This window comes from uncultured Anaerococcus sp., from assembly GCF_937934665.1.
In the GTDB taxonomy this organism is placed as follows: Bacteria; Bacillota; Clostridia; order Tissierellales; family Peptoniphilaceae; genus Anaerococcus.
In genome coordinates this window covers 25589-43358 of record NZ_CALGYW010000042.1, presented here as the reverse complement: position 1 = coordinate 43358, position 17770 = coordinate 25589, and the positions used below count along the sequence as shown (strand labels likewise).

Here is a 17770-nt window from a genome sequence, read left to right as displayed (position 1 = left end):
CGTCGTAATTTGGTAATATATATGATTTTTCTATAAACTATTGAATCTTCGTCAAAGGGGAAACCCTAGGGAACAATTTGCCTAGCGGCCGAGAGCGTCGCACGTTCCCGTAGTTCGAATTTGATATAAACCTGTGGTATTCAAGCACTCCGGCGTAGGAAAACCCGTTTGCTTCGCAAACTCTTCCGTGCTCTCGCACTAAGTTTTCCTCTTAAACATCCCAAATCAAGGGATGTTTAAGTCCTCTCGGGGGATAAGGTGTTTGCCTATCGGCAAACCATTGATATAGAGGAGCCCTCGTTTAAGATGGTTAAAATTCATACTTTTTTGAAATTCAGTCGGCTAAAATTTGATAACTCGCTATCGCTCAAACAATCAAATTTTTATACGCCAACTGAATTTCAAAAATACTAGGTCTTAAGTTATCGTCATCAAGCAATGTTTGGTAAAGCCAAACGAGCCTAGTAATACTTATACCCCGAGACTAATTCTCTTATCTACCTGATGATGATTTCTAATCAAGGTCATCGTTAAGAAAATCGCACTGTTTGAGGCTTTAGCCGAGTTTGCGATTTTTAGGTGACCGAAGATTAGAAGTCTGTGAGTCTAACAGTTAACTTAAACAAGGCTATCACCTCTACCAATAAAAGCTTGCTGCAAGCAAGCAACCTTATCCGCACTCCGCTAAGGAGCAGTCGGGGGTGTAGCCGAGAGGGGTTTAAGGGGAGGCGGGTGAGGGGGCATCTGCCGCCCCCTAGGGCCTCCCCTTTGAACGAAGATTCAATTGTAAGTAGAATAAAAGTCTAATTTACAACATTACGAAGAAAAATAGTTAATAGAATAATTCTATAAAAGATAAATATAAATTTAGATAGAAAGAAAAGGAGGCTTTCGCCTCCTAAAAAATATTTATATTGTATAAATCCTATGCGGAGCAAGTATCACACTCTTCCACTTCTAGTGATTTTCCTCTTACGTAGTAAATGCTCTTTACTCCACTTTCCCAAGCTGTTAGGTAAACATTTAATATCTGTCTCATGGTGTATTCTGTTGTGATATAGATATTTACTGATTGGGCTTGGTCAAGGTGACGTTGCCTTACTCCTGCCATTCTCATTGAGATATTTTGGTCTATATCGTGGGCATTTTCGTAGAGCCAGAAGGTTTTTGTTGTGAGTCCTGGTGCTACTCTTGGTACTATGGCGCCTTTCTTTTCTTCTAAGAAGTAGCGGCTCATGATTGGGTCTACTCCTGCTGAAGTGCCGGAGATTATTGATGTTGATCCTGTTGGGGCAATTGCCATTAGGTAGCCGTTTCTTAGGCCGTATTCTTTAACATCTGCAGCAAGTTTTTCCCATCTTTCAGATGTATAGTCTCTATCTGTGAAGTAGTTACCGTTTTGCCAGTCACTTCCTTCAAAGACTTGGTAGCTGCCTTTGTCTTTGGCGATTTCTACACTTTCCTTTATAGCATAGTAGTTTATATCTTCATAAACCCTGTCTACAAGTTTGGCGTGGGATTCTTCGTCTGACCATCTTATGTCGTTTTTAACTAGCATGTGGTGGTAGCCGCTAGTTCCAAGTCCTATGGCCCTATATTTTTTGTTGGTTACTTCCGCATATGGGGTTGGGTAGTAGTTTAGGTCTATTACATTATCAAGGGCCCTTACCACTGTTCTTACAGTTTCTTCTAACTCTTTTTCGTTGTTTACATCAAGCTTGCCTAGTGTTAGGCTTGCTAGGTTACATTCTACAAAGTCACCTGGTTTGGTTTTGTTTACTATTACTGTATCCCCATCTTCTGTGACTATTTCTGTAGATATGGTTTCTGATGGGCTCATATTTTGAGCTATCTCTGTACATAGGTTTGATGAGTAGATTATTCCCTTATGCTTATTTGGATTGGCCTTATTTACTAGGTCTCTGTTAAAGATAAAAGGTGTGCCTGTTTCTGACCAAGACTTAATTAATAGCCTTACCATGTCCTTTATTGGCATGACCCTTCTGGATATGTCTTTATCATTGACTAATTTTTTGTAAAATTCTTCAAATTCTTCCCCGTAGGTATCTTCTATGGCCTTGCCATATTTTTTCTCTACCTCATGTGGGTCGAACATGTGCCAGTCGCCTTCCATGTTGTCCCTTACTTCTTTCCAGAAAAGATCTGGTACGCATACTCCTGGGAAGACATCGTGGGCCTTCATCCTGTCATCACCGTTGTTGGTCCTAAGGCCCAAAAATTCTGGCATATCCTTATGCCAAATATCAAGATAAACTGCTACTGCTCCCTGGCGAACACCTAGTTGGTCAACTGCTACTGCTGTGTCATTGGCAAGTCTTATCCAGCGGATAACTCCACCTGCTACTCCCTCAAAACCACGGATATCAGAGCCATTAGCCCTTACCTTGCCAAAGTACATACCCATGCCGCCGCCGTGTTTACTTACTTCAGCAAAATTTGTCACAGACCTGTAAATGCCCTTTAGGGTATCTGGAACTGTCTCTATAAAACATGAGGAAAGCTGGTTAAATGGCTTTCTGGCATTGGTCATAGTTGGGGTTGCCATAGTTGCCTTAAGTGTTGACAATATATCATAAAGTCTTTTGGCAAAGGCTACCCTATCTTTTTCTGGAATAGCAAGATGCATGGCTATACCCATAAACATTTCTTGGACTCTTTCTAAGATACGTCCGTCGTAATTTGTTATAAGGTATCTTTTCCTTAATAGGTCTAGACCTGAATAGGTAAAGATGTCATCTCTTGTGTAGTCTAGGTATTTTTCTAATTCGTCTATATCTTCTGACGAATAATTTTCTAGGATATAGGATCCGTAAAGTTCTTTTTCTGTTAAAAATTTAATCTTTGATTTGAAATCATAGATGTCGTAGCGTTCTTCTTCTTCTCTTATCTCTAGATTTATCTTGTAGGCTAGAAATCTCGCAGCAATTATTTCCCGATCAGGGGCTTCCTTGCTTGTTAGCTCGCTTGCTGCACGGATTACTGCATCTAAAACTTCCTTGTCATTCATTTCTGGCTTGGTGAAAGATTCAAATTTGAAATACAAGGACTCTATAGGATATCTTTGGCTATCAAATTCTCTTTGCACCTTGGAAATTATCTCCATTAGGTCCTTATCATCTACGTAATTTTCAAAGTCTGATATTACCTTCCTATCCATGTTGTGCTTGGCACGGTAGAGGATAAAGGACTTAACTTCCTTATAATAGTTTTCGTCGATTAGGTTTAGCTCTACCAAGTCTTGTACTTCCTCAACTGTCACTGTGTGGTCAGCTGGGAATTTTTCTTCTATAGTTTTTACAATTTTTTGGGCAATATATTCAAGTTTTTCATCAGTTATCGTAGAATCAACTGACTTAAAGGCCTTAAATATCGCCCTCTTTATTTTTTCTAATTCAAAGTTAACCTTTGACCCGTCTCTTTTTATAATCTTCATTTATCTCTCCATCCTAACTACTAGATGTAGTGGTATTTTTTCAAATTCTATACTTATCATACCTTATGTGGGGTCTAGAGTGAAATCTAGATAAAAAAAGCACAAAGGCCTTCAAAGCTTATCTTCATGCTTTTTTATAAAAACATTTTTTTAATAGGATATTTTTACCAAAAGTAAATTTACCTAAAATCTATCCCATAAAGATCCCTAAAGGCATCTTCTTTTACCACCACTGTATCAACAAAAAAGTCAATTAGACCCTGGTTTTTAGGGGTGAAAATCGGAAGGATATAGATTAGCATGAGGGTATTTTGGATAAACCTACCTGCTATTTCTCTAATTAGGATTTGTCCTAGGTCAAGCTTATCTGAACTTAGGCTTACCACTCTTATACCCACAATAATCTTTCCTAGGCTTTGGCCCTTACTTACTAGGCTTGCTATTGTAAAATAGCCTAGGGTTACAACCCAGCTTAGGATATCTGTCATGGCAAAACCATAAAAACTTAGGTTAGGATCAAGATTTAAAATCCCTCTTATTATATTAGTTAAGGCTCCTACTACTAGCATATCGATTATAAAAGCTAGAGCCCTTTGGCCAAAGGAGGCGTAGGCGTGAGCATAGTCTCTTTCTTTAAAAACTTTTTTCTCTTGTATAGCTTCTCTATTTTCCATAAGCTCCCCCATATAGGTACATAGGGCTTAGGGTGTTTTTTTCCATGAATTCCTTGATTATGGCAAGATCAGATGATCCCTGTCTATAGTCTTTGGCCTTTTGGAAAAATGACATAAAGGATGGACCTAGGCTTGTAGTGGAAACAACAAGGGGGTCAGTTAACTTATTTTCTTCAGTCATATCATCTATGGCGCTATCAAGGTCACCTATCTTATCAACCAAACCATTTTCAAGGGCTTGGGCCCCATCGTATACCCTACCATCTGCGATTTTTATAACGTCTTTTTCGCTCATTGACCTGCCATCAGCAACTATTTTTACAAATCTCTTATAGGCTGAATTTACAAGGTCCTCAAAGTATTTTTTCTCTTCAGCTGATAAGTCTCTTCCCTGACTTCCTGCATCTTTCATCTTGCCAGAGGTTATATTTTGCTCTTTGATTCCGTACTTATCAAAAAGTCCTTCTAGGGAATACATCTGCATGATTACACCAATTGAACCTGTTAGGGTTTCATTTGAGGCGTAAATTCTATCTGTAGGAGCAGATACATAGTAGCCACCTGATGCAGCCATTTCTTTCATAACTGAATAAACCGGGATATTTTTTTCCTTTAGATTTTTTATTTCTTTGGCAATTTGCTCTGACACATAAACAGAGCCTCCTGGAGAATTTATTGATAAAATTACTCCCCTAACAGCTGGGTCTTCTGCCGCTGCCTTCAAATCTTTTATTACAAAATCACTATTTGATCCTGACTGGATAACCCCACTTAGGTCAACAACCTTTATTTTTTCCTTAGCATTAGTTCCCCTTAGGACTTCTTCATCAACTAGGGCTTGTTTGCTAAGTTTATTGATGTAGGATGCGCTCAATTCTTCTTTTTTTTCTTTTTTAAAGCCAGTTAGGCTAGAAGCAAGTAGAATTACCAGGGCAAGGCCTACTGCTATCCATCTCTTTGCATTGTTTTTCATAAACACTCCTTTAAAATTAATTCTCGCTTTCTTATATTATACCCAAAACTAATCAAGACTTAATTAAGACGATTGCATTTTTGTAGGACTATCAGTACAATATATATGCATTACAATTATCGTTAACACTCGATTACATTGTTATGTATAGCTCCAGCCCGGAGCTATTTACATAAAAAAGATTAAGCTGTATTTTTATATGGCTTAATTATTTTTTATCAATTTTTAGAAAAAGGAGTGTTTTTATGGAAAAATCTACCAAAAAACTTTACAAAATCATAGAAGATTTACTTAAGGAAAAGATTGTTTTAGCCTTTTCCGGTGGAGTAGATTCTGCTTTAATCTTAAAAATAGCATCTTCCTTAAGGCAGGATGAAAACGATGTAGTCGCTATGTTCTTTAAGGCGCCATCAAGTACTGAAGAAGATCTAATAAACGCCAAGAAATTAGCAGAAGATTTTAAGGTTAAGTTATATATAAAGGATGTGGATATCTTTGTAGATGATCACATCATAAACAATTCTAAGGATAGGTGCTACCACTGCAAGAGCCACCTCTTTAACCAAGCCCTAGCTTTAAAAGGAGAATTCGGCTATGGTTATGTGGTAGACGGAACCAATACCGATGACCACAAGGTTTATAGGCCAGGTCTAACCGCCCTAAAAGATTTGGGAGTGGTAAGTCCTTTAAATATGGCAGGCTTTTCTAAAGAAATGGTAAGGACTCTTGCGGCAGACCTTGGTGTAAGTGTCGCCAAAAGGCCATCAGCCCCATGTCTATTAACAAGATTTCCCTATGGGACAAAGATTACCCCAGAGAAACTAGAAAGACTTGAAAAAGCCGAAGCCTTTATAAGGAACCTTGACTTTATCAAATTTAGGGTAAGAGATCACGCCAATATAGCAAGAATAGAACTTGTCGCTGATGATTTCGATAAATTTATGAAAATCAAAGACCAAGTAACAAAAGAATTTAAGGACCTTGGTTTTTCTTATGTCACACTAGATTTAGAGGGTTTTAGGTCAGGATCAATGGATGAGGGCCTAACAGAAGAAGAAAAGAAAAAGTGGGTCCTATAATGGATAAAAAAACCTTAATCAAACAAATAAAAGAGGGGACAATTTCAGAAGAGGCCGCCCTTAAAATCCTAGAAGATAAGGGTTATGAAGATGTAGGAGATGTCGCAAAAATTGACTTTTCAAGAAAAGACAGACGTGGTTTTCCAGAGGCAATCTACTGTGCATCTAAGGATGATGAAAGTCTAATCCAAATCTTTAAAGCCTTTTATGACAGACGCGAATCTGTAATAGGAACCAGGGCAAGCCGTAAGCAATACGAAATTGTAAAAAAAGCCATACCAGATGTAAAGTATTCAGACCTTGCCCAAATTATTAGCCTTGACTACTCCAAAGAGAGCGATAAGATCGGCGAAATCGCCATAGTATCCGCAGGTACATCTGATTTGCCAGTAAGCCTTGAAGCAGAAATTACTGCAAGGTTTCTAGGAGCAAAGGTGAAAGCCTACAGGGACGTGGGCGTTGCCGGAGTCCACAGGCTCTTAGATAAGACAGAAGAGATTAAAAAAGCCAATGTAATAATAGCCATAGCAGGCATGGAGGCAGCCCTTGCAACAGTCCTTGCAGGTCTTGTTGATAAGCCAATCATTGCTGTGCCAACCTCAGTCGGCTACGGAGCCAACCTTGGAGGCATTACTGCCCTCTTATCAATGATAAACTCCTGTGCCGAAGGAGTAAGTGTAGTTAATATAGACAACGGCTACGGTGCAGCCTACCAAGCCTGTCAAATAAATAGGCTAATTGCGAAAGGAAACAAATAATGGACCTATATTTTGAAATGTATTCAGGGATCGCTGGAGATATGACAATCGGGGCTCTTTTAGACCTGGGTGCTAGTAAGGAAAAACTCCTAGACGACATCAAGTCCTTGGGCCTAACTGGCTACGACCTAGTTTTTGAAAGGGTAAAGAAAAATGGCATAGACGCCTATAACTTTGACGTAATCCTAGTAGGCCACCACCACGACCATAATCATAACCACGACCACGCGCATGAAGATGGCCATACTCATTCTCATGAACATTGTCATGACCATGACCATAATGACCACGGACATAATCACGAACATTGCCATGAACACACCCATGAAGATGGCCACAGCCATTCTCATGACCAAGATCACAGTCATAGCCATGTTCATAGAAACCTAGACTCAATTGCAGAAATAATCAATTCTTCAAATCTTAATGAAAATATAAAGAAAAATGCCCTAGGCATTTTCGATATAATTGGCGATGCAGAAGCCAAGGCCCACGGCATAGATAAGAGTGAAGTCCATTTCCACGAAGTTGGAGCTATCGATTCTATAATCGATATTGTCGGCACTTGCATATGCTTAGATGATCTTGGAGTGGAAAATATCTACTTCTCAGACCTCTATGAAGGCCACGGCTATCAAATGTGTGCCCACGGCCCAATGCCAATACCAGTGCCAGCTGTGGCCAACATCCTTGCAGATTCTCGTATAAATCTAAACTTTATAGGAGAAGAAGGCGAGCACATCACACCAACAGGAGCGGCCATCGTTAAATACTTCTATAAAAAAGCTCCAACAAGCTTTAAAATAAAAAAAGTAGGTCTTGGAGCAGGTAATAAGGACTTTGAAAAGTCCACAAATATCCTAAGGGTAATGGAAATAGAAACTGGTAAAAAAAAACTATAAGACTACTTGAAACAAATATAGACGATACCAGTGGAGAAATCTTAGGCCACGTTTTAGAAAAAATCATGGAAGTAGCCCTTGACTGCTACTACACGCCAATTTTTATGAAAAAAAACCGCCCAGCCTATAAATTGTCTGTAATTTATAAAGCAAAGGACGAAGAGAAAATCGAAGATATAATCTTTACCGAAACCACATCCATAGGAATCAGAAAATTTGACCTAGAAAGGACAATCTTAGATAGGAAAATCATCAAAATTTCCTATAAGAATAAGGACTACCTTGCAAAGCAAGTTAGTTATAAGGATAAAACCTACACCTATCCAGAATACGAATCCGCCAAAGATTTAGCAGAAAATGAAGGAATATCTTTAAAAGAAGCCTACGATTTGATGAGGGCTTTGGTGGTAAAAATTGAAAAGTAATGCCTAACCAGGACTGAAAAGAGGTCCTGGTTTTTTATATCTATTTTTGACTAATATCTTATTTATTCTTCTCTTTAATTTATAAGCTTCCTCGTCCCCTCGACTTCGCTCGGGGTAAACTATCTGAGGGCTTCTCTCTTAGAATTGCGCTTATAAATCCTGGGCAAAGATATTCTACTAATACTTATTATTTAGATAGAACTGGGTATATAATTAATAGAATTATACATATGGAGGCATTTCTGTTTAAGTACGAATTTATCGACGTCGTTCCAGATGGAGGTCTTAAGGCAGGTAAAACTGACACTTTTGAGAGGTGTAAGGAGATTATAAATGAAAATGCGGGGGAAGGTTGGGAGCTTGTACAGATAATCCCTGTTACAAATGAGAAATGGTCAGCATATTCTTTTATTAAATACACTATTATTTTTAAGGTGAATTTATAATTTTAAAAGAGCTGGGCAATCCCAGCTCTTTTTTCATACCTAATCTTTTTAATTTTTCTTATTTATTCTTATTCCTTTTTCATATTTCGCCTAAAATTGTCAGCAAAAAAGCCACCCCTCAGGCTGGCTTGGTTTTACTCATCGTCTTTTGATAAGTCTATAAATTTTTTATCTTTATCTTCCACATTTTCGCTAGCTTCATTTTCCGAATCATTTTTATTTTCAGTTTTATTTTCATTTTTAACTAACTTTTCAGATTCTTCTTGTGGTTGATTTTCTTCTGAATTTTCTAGATTTTTTACATCCACATCGGTATTATCTTCGATTTTTTCTTCACTTACTTCTTTATCCTTCTTTCCTTCAAGAATTTCCATAAACTCTTCTCCAGTTATGGTTTCTTCTTTTAGAAGGTAGGCTGAGATTTCGTGAAGTTTATCGATATTTTCCTTTAGAATTTCTACAGCTCTAAAGTGGGCATCGGCTATGATTTTTACAACCTTTTGGTCAATCTTATTGCCTGTGCCGTCTGAGACTATCATGGATCTTTGACCACCTAGGTAACGACCTTGGATTTGCTCTAATTGCATGAAATCAAATTCGTCGTCCATACCGTATATTGTGACCATGTTTCTAGCCATGGCTGTAGCCTTTTCTATATCATTTGAAGCCCCTGTGGTCTTGGTATTAAAGATTAATTCTTCTGCTGCCCTACCACCTGCAAAGGTCACGATTTCGTCGATTAGCTCTTGCTTGGTCATGATATATTTTTCATCTTTATCGACTGTCATGGTATAGCCTAGGGCACCACCTGTTCTTGGGACTATGGTTATCTTTGTTACCGGTGTCTTGTGGGTTTGAATGGCTGCTACTAGGGCATGGCCTACTTCGTGGTAGGCTATGATTTTCTTTTGATCATCTGAGATTACTGCATTTTTCTTTTGCATACCAGCTATTACTGTTTCGATTGATTCTTCAAGGTCTTCTTGGGTAAGCTTGTTTCTACCTTCCCTTACTGCCCTTAAAGCACCTTCGTTTACAATATTTGCAAGGTCAGCTCCTGATGTACCTGCAGTTCTCTTTGCTATCTCTTCGTAGTCAATTTCACTATCTTTTTTAATTCTTTTTGCGTGAACTTTTAAGATATCTTCACGGCCCTTTAGGTCAGGTAGTTCTACTTGAACTTGCCTATCAAACCTACCTGGTCTGGTTAGGGCTGGGTCTAGGATTTCTGGCCTATTTGTTGCTGCAAGTAATACTACCCCTTCTGCTGCATCGAAACCGTCCATCTCGTTAAGTAATTGGTTTAGGGTTTGCTCACGCTCGTCATTACCTGAATGTCCTGATACGTCACGTTTTTTACCAATAGCGTCGATCTCATCTATAAAGACTATACATGGGGCCTTTTCCTTGGCTTGCTTAAATAAGTCCCTTACCTTAGAAGCTCCCATACCTACGAACATTTCCACAAATTCAGATCCTGATATTGAGAAAAATGGTACCTTGGCTTCGCCTGCGACAGCTTGGGCAAGGAGGGTCTTACCTGTTCCTGGAGGACCTACAAGTAGGATTCCCTTTGGTACTCTCGCACCGATTTCCTTATATTTGCCTGGGTTGTGGAGGAAGTCTACTATTTCGTTTAAGCTTTCCTTGGCTTCTTCTTGGCCGGCTACGTCCTTAAAGGACTTGCCTGTCTCATTTTCCATATAGATTTTGGCATTGGATTTACCAAAATTCATAAAGTCAGATCCTCCTCTGCCTCCCATGGTCTTTGATAGGGACCTGGATGCAAAGTAGAATATTCCTATTAGAAAGATAAATGGCAGTACACTTGTTAAAAATAGAGATAGGTAAGGATTCATCCTTGTTTCTATTTCCTTACCAAAAACTAGCTTGTCATTACGTTTTTGGGCTTTTAAAAGCCTTTCTGTAAGGTCAGTATCTTCCCAAAGACCTGTTTGATAGGTTTTTTCTTCTCCTTCAACCTTGGCCTTGAAGGTGTATTTTAGGTTGTCTTTATTAACTTCAGTTATTTGGTCATTTTCAATCATCTCTACAAATTGGCTGTAGGATACTTCTTTGGCCCCATCTTGACCGGCAATAGGGCTAAAGACATATGAAAATATGAAATATATTACTATGGCTCCTATCCAATAATAGAGTAGGGGCCTATTTTTTCTTGGTTTTTTATTCATATAGCTCTCCTTGATATATATTTATCAAGTAGTTTGTCAAGTTCCTTTAGTTCTTCTACAATTGTTTCAAGGTTTACATCTACAGCATCATCTGGAAATTCTTCCCTTATCTTATAGAAGTATTCTCCCAGTTCTTTACTGGCTGCAATTCCTGTTTCGGTTAACCTGACATTAACCACTCTTTCGTCTTCTTCACTTCTTATTCTATCTACAAAACCTTTTTTCTCAAGTTTCTTACAGATGTTTGAGATATTTCCACCTGTAACCCCTATAGTCTTGCCTAGGTTTCCTATGGATACATCCCTATCTGATGAATAAAGTGCTATTATTATTTTTAGCTGAAGAGGTGTTAAATCTAGACTATTTGCCGTATCTTGAAGCAGCAAGTCTATTTTATGAGATATCTCCCTTATCATAGAGAAAATTTTATTGTTAAATTCAAAAAAGTTAATGTGTTTATCTGGCATAGCCACCTCCAAATATTAGTCTTATATAAATATTTTACATATATAAAATTTTATGTCAATATAAAAAGTTATATTTTACACTAATTATATTATTATTTATTTTTACTAGCTAAGTAGCCACAAGCATTAAGGGCTGCTACCTGGCCTTCGCCTACAGCCTTCATTATTTGATAAGGCTTACCAGTTATATCTCCAGCTGCAAAAAGTCCATTAATAGAGGTTGACATATCCTTCTTTATTAGAATATGACTTTCTTCCATTTTTATACCTGGCACCAGTCTTTCAGGCTTGGATGAATCTTTTTCTATAAAAAATCCATCTGCCTTTATTTCTCTTCCAGATTTAAAAATGAGTTTTTCTGCCCTCTCTCTTCCTTCAAAACCTAGAGGAATCTCTCCCTCGATTACTTCTATGCCAACTTTTAGGGAAACATCTCTCCCTGTCATGTTTACAAAAACAAGCTCTCCTACAATCTCTGAGGTAAAATTAGCCTCTTCTACTGACTCTTTATTATAGCCTATGACTACGACTTTCTTTCCCTTATATAGGGCCGCATCGCAAGTAGCACAGTAATTTACCCCCTTGGCAAAAAACTCATCTTCTCTTGCTAGGTCTTTTTTAAGCTCTAGGCCTGTTGCCATTATGACAGCTTTAGCTTCTATCATCTCACTTTTATTTTCAAGCTCTATAGCAAAAAAATCTCCCATGGCGTAGATGGTTTTAACCTTGCTTTCTTCCCTAGCTAGGTCAAAATCTTCTAGTGATTTTTTAAAAGAATCATTTAGGTCTGATCCCTTTATATCTTTTATTCCTAAGTAGTTTGAGATTTTTTTAGTCTTAACTAGCTTTTCGCTATCTCTCCCAAAGAGTATTACAGACTTATTTCTTATTTTAGAATTTAAAGCGGCGCTAAATCCAGCAGGACCTGCGCCGATTATTGCAATATCATAGGTCATTATATGAATTTTGCCATTTCTTCTTTAAGAGCTTCCTTTGGATGAAAACCTACTAGGTTTCCTTTTAAAACTCCATCCTTAAATATTAAAAGAGATGGAACTGCATTTATATTGTATTGGCCTGCTATCTCGTTTGACTCATCTACATCTACATTGTAGATTTCATAGTCAACTTCTTCTGATAATTCTTCTAAGATTGGTGCTTGCATCTTGCATGGTCCACACCAGGTTGCAGAAAAATCTACCAGAGAGAGCCCTGTTCCATTTTCTACCTTTTCTCTAAATTCAAATGTATCTAATTTTTGCATATGTGCTCCTTAATTTTTAATCGTTCTGCTCTACCAGTCCTGCTACATGATCAACTGGTAGTGAATATATTATACCCTTTCCATCGCTTTCTAAATCCATTTGCTCGTAAATTTCTTGGCGAATTTTTTCTACCAGGTCTTTTTTAACAAGCATTATTACTAGGTCTTTTTCTGGTTCTATATTCATTGATAAAAACAATTTGCTTTTTACTGCCTCTCCAGAACCCCTGCCGTGGATGACTGTAGCTCCTCTCGCTCCATTATCCTGGGCTATATGGATGGCTTTTTGTCCTTGGTGTCTGTCGACAATTACATACAAACAAACATATTCCATTTTATTTTCTCCCTCTAATGATGTAGAAAAGGCCACAGCTGAGTTAACCGCAGCAAGCTTTTCAGATACTTTCTCTATTACCTTCCTTACAGATTCTTCTTCTATAAGGGCTGTTACTATTTCTTTTTTTGTCTTATCTATGGCAAGGGCTGATAGAATCTCAATAGGTGCAGATCCTTCTCCATAGAAGCACCCTATAGCACTTGCCCCGTGATCTTTAAGGATATTCATAAATTTACTTCCCTTACCCCTAGGTAAGATTATTCTTAATAGCTGCATTAGTTTGCTCCCTTATACAAATTACCCATAATCATTATAGTTAATACTGGCATCATGGCTACAAAGGAGATTACTCCAAAGCCGTCTGCGATATTTCCTGCTACTCCTTGGCAAAAACCTAGGATAAAGGTCGCAGTCATCGGTCCTGATGCTACCCCTCCTGAGTCAAAGGCTATACCTACAAAAATCTGATCTACCCTTCTTGAAAGGATTAGGGAGATTAAGAATCCTGGTACTATTAGCATCCAAAGAGCAAAACCTTCTATCCTTATCCTAAAGATAGCAAGCATTACTGCAAAGGCTACCCCTATTGATAGGGCAACTAGGATATTTTTTCTAGGTATAAAACCTCCTGTAACGTCTTCTACTTGTTCAGCAAGAACTGCCACAGCAGGCTCTGCTAAAACTACCAAAAGACCTAGGATGAAGCCTATAAGTGGTAAGAATTTGCTATCTGATAAGCCTTCACCCATCACTCTTGCAAGTTCCATAAAGCCACCTTCTACACTGGTTAAAAATAAAATCAGACCCAAATAGGTGTAGATAAGCCCTAGGCTTATTGACCTAAGCTCATCTTTTTCTATCTTGAAGTATAAAAAATTCATCACATAAAATACCAAGGCTATTGGTACTATAGCAAAGGTAGAATTTATAAAACCTGACATAAGGGGTGAGTAACTTACCGCTTCTTCAGCTAAAATCTCTCCTCCGCCACCTGATAAAAGATTCATCAAAAGTCCTGCAAGGATAGGCCCTGTTGAGGCAAGACCTACAAGGCCAAAGGAATCATCTTGACTTTTTTCTCCCTTAAGACCCGCAACCCCAAGTCCTAGGGCTATTATAAAGGGAGTAGTCATAGCCCCTGTTGTAGCTCCTGAGGCATCAAAGGCTATGGCATGACCCATTTCTTCTGTAAAAATCATTAGGATAAAAACTGTCCCATAAATTATACTCATCATGGTAGAAAGTCTTATATCCTTAAATATCCTATATAGGCCAGAGGAGATCATTATTCCAACCCCTAGAGATATTATCATAACTATGACTTGGGCTGGGATACCTACAGCACTTGTTATTTCTCCTGCAAGGATTAGTAAATCTGGCTCAGCTATTGATATGGTAAAACCAATAAAAACTCCAAAGATAATTACCTTTATTAACTTATCAAACCTTCCAAGAAATTCTCCCATCATCGAACCAATTTCTGATATGGATATTTCTACTCCTGTTAAAAACACTCCCAGGCCCAGGATTACTCCAACACATCCTAAAAAGAAATTAACTAGGAGTTGTGATTTAACTCCTACAAAAAAATTCAAAATCACAACTAGGATGGCAATGGGTATTACCGACTTGGATGTATTTTTTATTTCATCTATAAATATAAGGCTCACCCTCTTTCTTATAAAAAAAGAGCAATCAAAGATAGATTGCCCTTTGTATTATTCTTATTTATTAGCCTCTTCCGCTTCTCTTGCTCTTTCAGCTGCTTGCATAGCTGTAATTATAGCTATTTCATACACGTCTTGAGCTGAACAACCTCTTGAAAGGTCGTTAACTGGTGCATTTAGTCCTTGGAGTATTGGTCCTAGGGCCTTGTAACCACCAAGTCTTTGAGCTATCTTGTAGCCAATGTTACCTGCTTGCAGGTCTGGGAATATAAATACATTGCACTTACCAGCTACATCAGATTCTGGAGCTTTGTTTTTAGCTGTGTCTGGATCGATGGCTGCGTCGAATTGGATTTCACCAACAATCTTGATGTCTGGATTGTATTCTTTAGCAAGTGATGTTGCTCTAGCTACCTTTGTTGCTAAGTCATGGTGGGCTGAACCGTGGGTTGAGAATGATAGCATACCTACATATGGGTCAAGTCCGAATGTCTTAGCTGTGTGAGCTGTTTCTACTGCTACTTCTGCAAGCTCGTCTGCCTCTAGTATTATATTTACTGCTGTATCTGCAAATACTAATTGTTCACCATCTGGTCCTAACATTACCATTACACCAGATACTCTCTTTCTACCTGGAATGGTTCTTATGATTTGAAGGGCTGGTCTAATTGTATCTGCTGTTGTATGGATAGCTCCTGAAACAAGTCCGTCTGCATATCCAAGTTTTACTAGCATAACACCAAAGTAGTTTAAGTCTCTTCTTAGGATAAATTCTGCTTCTTCTCTGTCGATTTTTCCTTTTCTGATTTCTGCAAAGGCATCAACCATTTCGTCAAATTTTTCGAAAGTTTCTGGATTTAATATCCTTATTTTTGATATGCTTTTGCCTAATTTATCTGCTGTCTTTTGGATTTCTCCTTGGTCACCTAGTACAAGTGGCTCAAGTAATCCTTCTTCTTGGTGCTTTAAAGCAGCCTCTAGTACTCTTGGGTCATTACCTTCTGGTAAGACTATAGTAAGGTTTTTTCCTTTTATAATGTTAATAGCTTGTTCTAAAATCCCAATTCTAGCCATTAAATCCTCCTTGTTTTTTATTACTTATATTATATTGTTTATCCCACATAAAGCTAGTTTTTTTGCAAATTTTTTGCAATTTTATCTTTTAGCTTTATTAAGAGCCCTATTTTCTGCTTCAGATAATTCTTCTTTTGAAGAACCGTTTGCAATTTCTTTTAGGTAAACATTGGACCCATCAGCTCCGTAGAGACTTGTAAGGATGATTCCATTGTGGAAATTATCTAGCATGCAGAGGCAAAAAGATAGCTCACGTGATTGGCCTTCAAAAGCGTCAAAGTGAACAACTGCCATATTTGATACAGCTCCCATAGTTGTATCCTTAGCATCTGCTGCAGTCTTGTTTATATTTCTTAATTCCTTGTGGGAGGATTCTATTTGGTCATTTAAATTATTTAGAAACTCTTCTATATTCAAATCAGGGTCGTTTCCCCTCAAAAGATGGTCGTACCTATTTTTTTGCCTACGAGTTCTATCTTGGAGGCTTTTTAGCATGGCAAATTGTAAGATGACTATTACTGCCAAAAGGCCCATTCCTATATATATTCCTGTCAAGCTTTCCTTCTTTCTATAATATCTCTATTATGCTTATATAAATTATTAGCCTTATCAACTACTTCTTCTATATTATACTTATAATTTGTATCTTTTAAATTTGCTTTTATAGTAGATATTGATGCCCTAATAGCAGATAAGAGCATTTCATTGGCTATCTCTCCGTCTGCTAGGGTAGATTTTCTTCCGTTTTCTAGATAAAAGCCTATGATTTCTAGGGCCTTTAGGCTAAGGGTATTTAGTCTAACTTGAGGTCTTGTTGCATCTATAAAGTACTTCTCATCTATATAACTCCCGGTTTTAAACTGATCTATTAATAGACTTGCATAATAAATATCTTCGTCAGCACACTTAGTAAGTATGTCAGAAATCTCTCCTATAAGCTCTCGATTCTTCTTTGCCTTAGACTCAAGGTCTCCCCAATTTTTCTTATCCATCATTAAAATTAAGTTTACAGCGAGATTTGCAGATAAGATTACTATTGCTCCACCACCCGGCTTGGCGTTTACTTTTCTGGTTTCTTCTATAAGCTCGCTGATCTTTAATTCATTAATCTTCATGGCCTATCCTTTTATAGATTTTTTCTATATCTTCTACAGAAAAACAATCAATAACAAGCTTGTAGCTGTCTTTAGATTTTTCTATCCTAACCTTGGTATCTAGTTTATCCATAAATTTTTCTTCAAAATCATCAAACAAAAGAGAATCTAAATTTGGTAAATTTTCCTCTGTCTCTTTGGTCTCTTTTGTCTTGCTATCACCAGCAGGCTTCTTGCTACTTAGGTCGATAAATTTCTTATGAGGCTCCTTATCTTCTCTTGAGATTTTCTCTACATCTCTAACCACTGCTTTTTTATTTATATAATCATCCAGGGCCTTATCTCTTTTTTCTCCATCATTTAAGGATAGGAGACTTCTGGCCTGGGATGGGGATATTGATCCTTCAATTAGGGCTGATTTTTCCTCATCATTTAATTTTAGAAGTCTTATAGTATTTGCTATATAGGAACGGGACTTGCCCATTTTCTTAGCTATCTCATCTTGGGTTAGACCGTAGGATTTAGCAAGTTTTTTATAGGCTGTGGCTTCTTCTATGGCTGATAGGTCTTCTCTTTGAACATTTTCTATAAGAGATAGAACTTCTACATCCTTATCCTCGAAGTCTTTTACTATGGCATCTATTGTTTCTGCCTTATTTAAAAGAGACGCCCTATACCTTCTTTCACCAGCCAGGATTTCGTAGTGATCACCCACCTTGGTAACTGTTATGGGATTTAATAGTCCATATTCCTCTATGGATTGGGCCAAGTCTTCAAGGGCCTTTGGGTCGAAATCTTTTCTTGGCTGGCCATCCCTCGGTCTAATCTTATCTAGAGGAAGACTTAGAACCTTAGAAAAATCTTCGCCAAGCTCCTCTTGACTTAGGTCTTTCTTTTCTTCTTTTACATCTGGTATTAAAGAGCTTAAGCCCCTACCCAAAGATCTTCTGTTGCTCATATCTCC

The 17770-nt window shown here is 37.9% G+C and carries 18 protein-coding genes; 5 read left to right on the top strand and 13 right to left on the bottom strand.

What is annotated here, in order from left to right; all coding sequences use genetic code 11:
- Positions 1–925 precede the first annotated feature (925 nt).
- The 3 genes from Q0410_RS01900 to sppA form a co-directional block, all read right to left on the bottom strand.
- Positions 926–3454, bottom strand: a complete 2529-nt coding sequence (locus Q0410_RS01900) for a ribonucleoside-diphosphate reductase subunit alpha (protein ID WP_299032314.1) — start codon at positions 3452–3454, stop codon at positions 926–928.
- A gap of 179 nt (positions 3455–3633) precedes the next feature.
- A complete protein-coding gene (locus Q0410_RS01895; protein ID WP_299032312.1) occupies positions 3634–4128 on the bottom strand; it encodes an RDD family protein in 495 nt (164 codons plus the stop codon).
- Positions 4118–5101, bottom strand: a complete 984-nt coding sequence (sppA, locus tag Q0410_RS01890; protein ID WP_299032310.1) for a signal peptide peptidase SppA — start codon at positions 5099–5101, stop codon at positions 4118–4120. The genes Q0410_RS01895 and sppA overlap by 11 nt, the downstream gene beginning before the upstream one ends.
- Positions 5102–5346: 245 nt before the next feature.
- On the opposite strand from sppA, the gene larE reads away from it, so the two are divergent.
- From larE to Q0410_RS01865, 5 genes are all read left to right on the top strand, one after another.
- Complete coding sequence (gene larE, locus Q0410_RS01885; protein ID WP_299032308.1) at positions 5347–6180, top strand: ATP-dependent sacrificial sulfur transferase LarE; 834 nt, start codon at positions 5347–5349, stop codon at positions 6178–6180.
- A complete protein-coding gene (gene larB / locus Q0410_RS01880; protein ID WP_299032306.1) occupies positions 6180–6938 on the top strand; it encodes a nickel pincer cofactor biosynthesis protein LarB in 759 nt (252 codons plus the stop codon). Before larE ends, larB begins: the two co-directional genes overlap by 1 nt.
- Positions 6938–7840, top strand: a complete 903-nt coding sequence (locus Q0410_RS01875; protein ID WP_299032304.1) for a LarC family nickel insertion protein — start codon at positions 6938–6940, stop codon at positions 7838–7840. Before larB ends, Q0410_RS01875 begins: the two co-directional genes overlap by 1 nt.
- Positions 7837–8265, top strand: coding sequence for a nickel insertion protein (larC, locus tag Q0410_RS01870; RefSeq protein ID WP_367178687.1), 429 nt, complete (start codon positions 7837–7839; stop codon positions 8263–8265). Before Q0410_RS01875 ends, larC begins: the two co-directional genes overlap by 4 nt.
- A 230-nt stretch (positions 8266–8495) precedes the next feature.
- Positions 8496–8711, top strand: a complete 216-nt coding sequence (locus Q0410_RS01865; protein ID WP_299032302.1) for a DUF4177 domain-containing protein — start codon at positions 8496–8498, stop codon at positions 8709–8711.
- 134 nt (positions 8712–8845) lie between these two features.
- Here Q0410_RS01865 and ftsH read toward each other — a convergent pair whose 3' ends face one another.
- From ftsH to Q0410_RS01815, 10 genes are all read right to left on the bottom strand, one after another.
- Positions 8846–10903: an ATP-dependent zinc metalloprotease FtsH gene (gene ftsH / locus Q0410_RS01860; protein ID WP_299032300.1), complete on the bottom strand. Its 2058-nt coding sequence runs from the start codon at positions 10901–10903 to the stop codon at positions 8846–8848.
- On the bottom strand, positions 10900–11370 hold the full coding sequence (locus tag Q0410_RS01855) for a MarR family winged helix-turn-helix transcriptional regulator (RefSeq protein ID WP_299032298.1): 471 nt from the start codon (positions 11368–11370) through the stop codon (positions 10900–10902). The genes ftsH and Q0410_RS01855 overlap by 4 nt, the downstream gene beginning before the upstream one ends.
- A gap of 92 nt (positions 11371–11462) precedes the next feature.
- Positions 11463–12326, bottom strand: a complete 864-nt coding sequence (locus Q0410_RS01850) for an NAD(P)/FAD-dependent oxidoreductase (protein ID WP_299032296.1) — start codon at positions 12324–12326, stop codon at positions 11463–11465.
- Positions 12326–12634, bottom strand: coding sequence for a thioredoxin (trxA, locus tag Q0410_RS01845; RefSeq protein ID WP_299032294.1), 309 nt, complete (start codon positions 12632–12634; stop codon positions 12326–12328). Before trxA ends, Q0410_RS01850 begins: the two co-directional genes overlap by 1 nt.
- A gap of 16 nt (positions 12635–12650) precedes the next feature.
- Complete coding sequence (locus tag Q0410_RS01840; protein WP_299032292.1) at positions 12651–13247, bottom strand: P-II family nitrogen regulator; 597 nt, start codon at positions 13245–13247, stop codon at positions 12651–12653.
- A complete protein-coding gene (locus Q0410_RS01835; protein ID WP_299032290.1) occupies positions 13247–14641 on the bottom strand; it encodes a DUF1538 domain-containing protein in 1395 nt (464 codons plus the stop codon). Before Q0410_RS01835 ends, Q0410_RS01840 begins: the two co-directional genes overlap by 1 nt.
- Positions 14642–14695: 54 nt before the next feature.
- On the bottom strand, positions 14696–15712 hold the full coding sequence (pta, locus tag Q0410_RS01830; protein WP_299032288.1) for a phosphate acetyltransferase: 1017 nt from the start codon (positions 15710–15712) through the stop codon (positions 14696–14698).
- An 81-nt stretch (positions 15713–15793) separates the two neighbouring features.
- On the bottom strand, positions 15794–16267 hold the full coding sequence (locus Q0410_RS01825; protein WP_299032286.1) for a DUF4446 family protein: 474 nt from the start codon (positions 16265–16267) through the stop codon (positions 15794–15796).
- On the bottom strand, positions 16264–16827 hold the full coding sequence (locus Q0410_RS01820) for a cyclodeaminase/cyclohydrolase family protein (RefSeq protein WP_299032284.1): 564 nt from the start codon (positions 16825–16827) through the stop codon (positions 16264–16266). The genes Q0410_RS01825 and Q0410_RS01820 overlap by 4 nt, the downstream gene beginning before the upstream one ends.
- On the bottom strand, positions 16817–17764 hold the full coding sequence (locus tag Q0410_RS01815; protein WP_299032282.1) for a ParB/RepB/Spo0J family partition protein: 948 nt from the start codon (positions 17762–17764) through the stop codon (positions 16817–16819). The genes Q0410_RS01820 and Q0410_RS01815 overlap by 11 nt, the downstream gene beginning before the upstream one ends.
- Positions 17765–17770: the final 6 nt, after the last annotated feature.

Coding starts and splice junctions, on each gene's coding strand:
- Q0410_RS01820 (WP_299032284.1), bottom strand. CDS start 16,827: ATGAAGATTAATGAATTAAAGATCAGCGAGCTTATAGAAGAAACCAGA.
- pta (WP_299032288.1), bottom strand. CDS start 15,712: ATGGCTAGAATTGGGATTTTAGAACAAGCTATTAACATTATAAAAGGA.
- Q0410_RS01865 (WP_299032302.1), top strand. CDS start 8,496: ATGGAGGCATTTCTGTTTAAGTACGAATTTATCGACGTCGTTCCAGAT.
- Q0410_RS01850 (WP_299032296.1), bottom strand. CDS start 12,326: ATGACCTATGATATTGCAATAATCGGCGCAGGTCCTGCTGGATTTAGC.
- Q0410_RS01855 (WP_299032298.1), bottom strand. CDS start 11,370: ATGCCAGATAAACACATTAACTTTTTTGAATTTAACAATAAAATTTTC.
- ftsH (WP_299032300.1), bottom strand. CDS start 10,903: ATGAATAAAAAACCAAGAAAAAATAGGCCCCTACTCTATTATTGGATA.
- Q0410_RS01900 (WP_299032314.1), bottom strand. CDS start 3,454: ATGAAGATTATAAAAAGAGACGGGTCAAAGGTTAACTTTGAATTAGAA.
- Q0410_RS01840 (WP_299032292.1), bottom strand. CDS start 13,247: ATGCAGCTATTAAGAATAATCTTACCTAGGGGTAAGGGAAGTAAATTT.
- larB (WP_299032306.1), top strand. CDS start 6,180: ATGGATAAAAAAACCTTAATCAAACAAATAAAAGAGGGGACAATTTCA.
- Q0410_RS01875 (WP_299032304.1), top strand. CDS start 6,938: ATGGACCTATATTTTGAAATGTATTCAGGGATCGCTGGAGATATGACA.
- trxA (WP_299032294.1), bottom strand. CDS start 12,634: ATGCAAAAATTAGATACATTTGAATTTAGAGAAAAGGTAGAAAATGGA.
- larE (WP_299032308.1), top strand. CDS start 5,347: ATGGAAAAATCTACCAAAAAACTTTACAAAATCATAGAAGATTTACTT.
- Q0410_RS01815 (WP_299032282.1), bottom strand. CDS start 17,764: ATGAGCAACAGAAGATCTTTGGGTAGGGGCTTAAGCTCTTTAATACCA.
- sppA (WP_299032310.1), bottom strand. CDS start 5,101: ATGAAAAACAATGCAAAGAGATGGATAGCAGTAGGCCTTGCCCTGGTA.
- Q0410_RS01895 (WP_299032312.1), bottom strand. CDS start 4,128: ATGGAAAATAGAGAAGCTATACAAGAGAAAAAAGTTTTTAAAGAAAGA.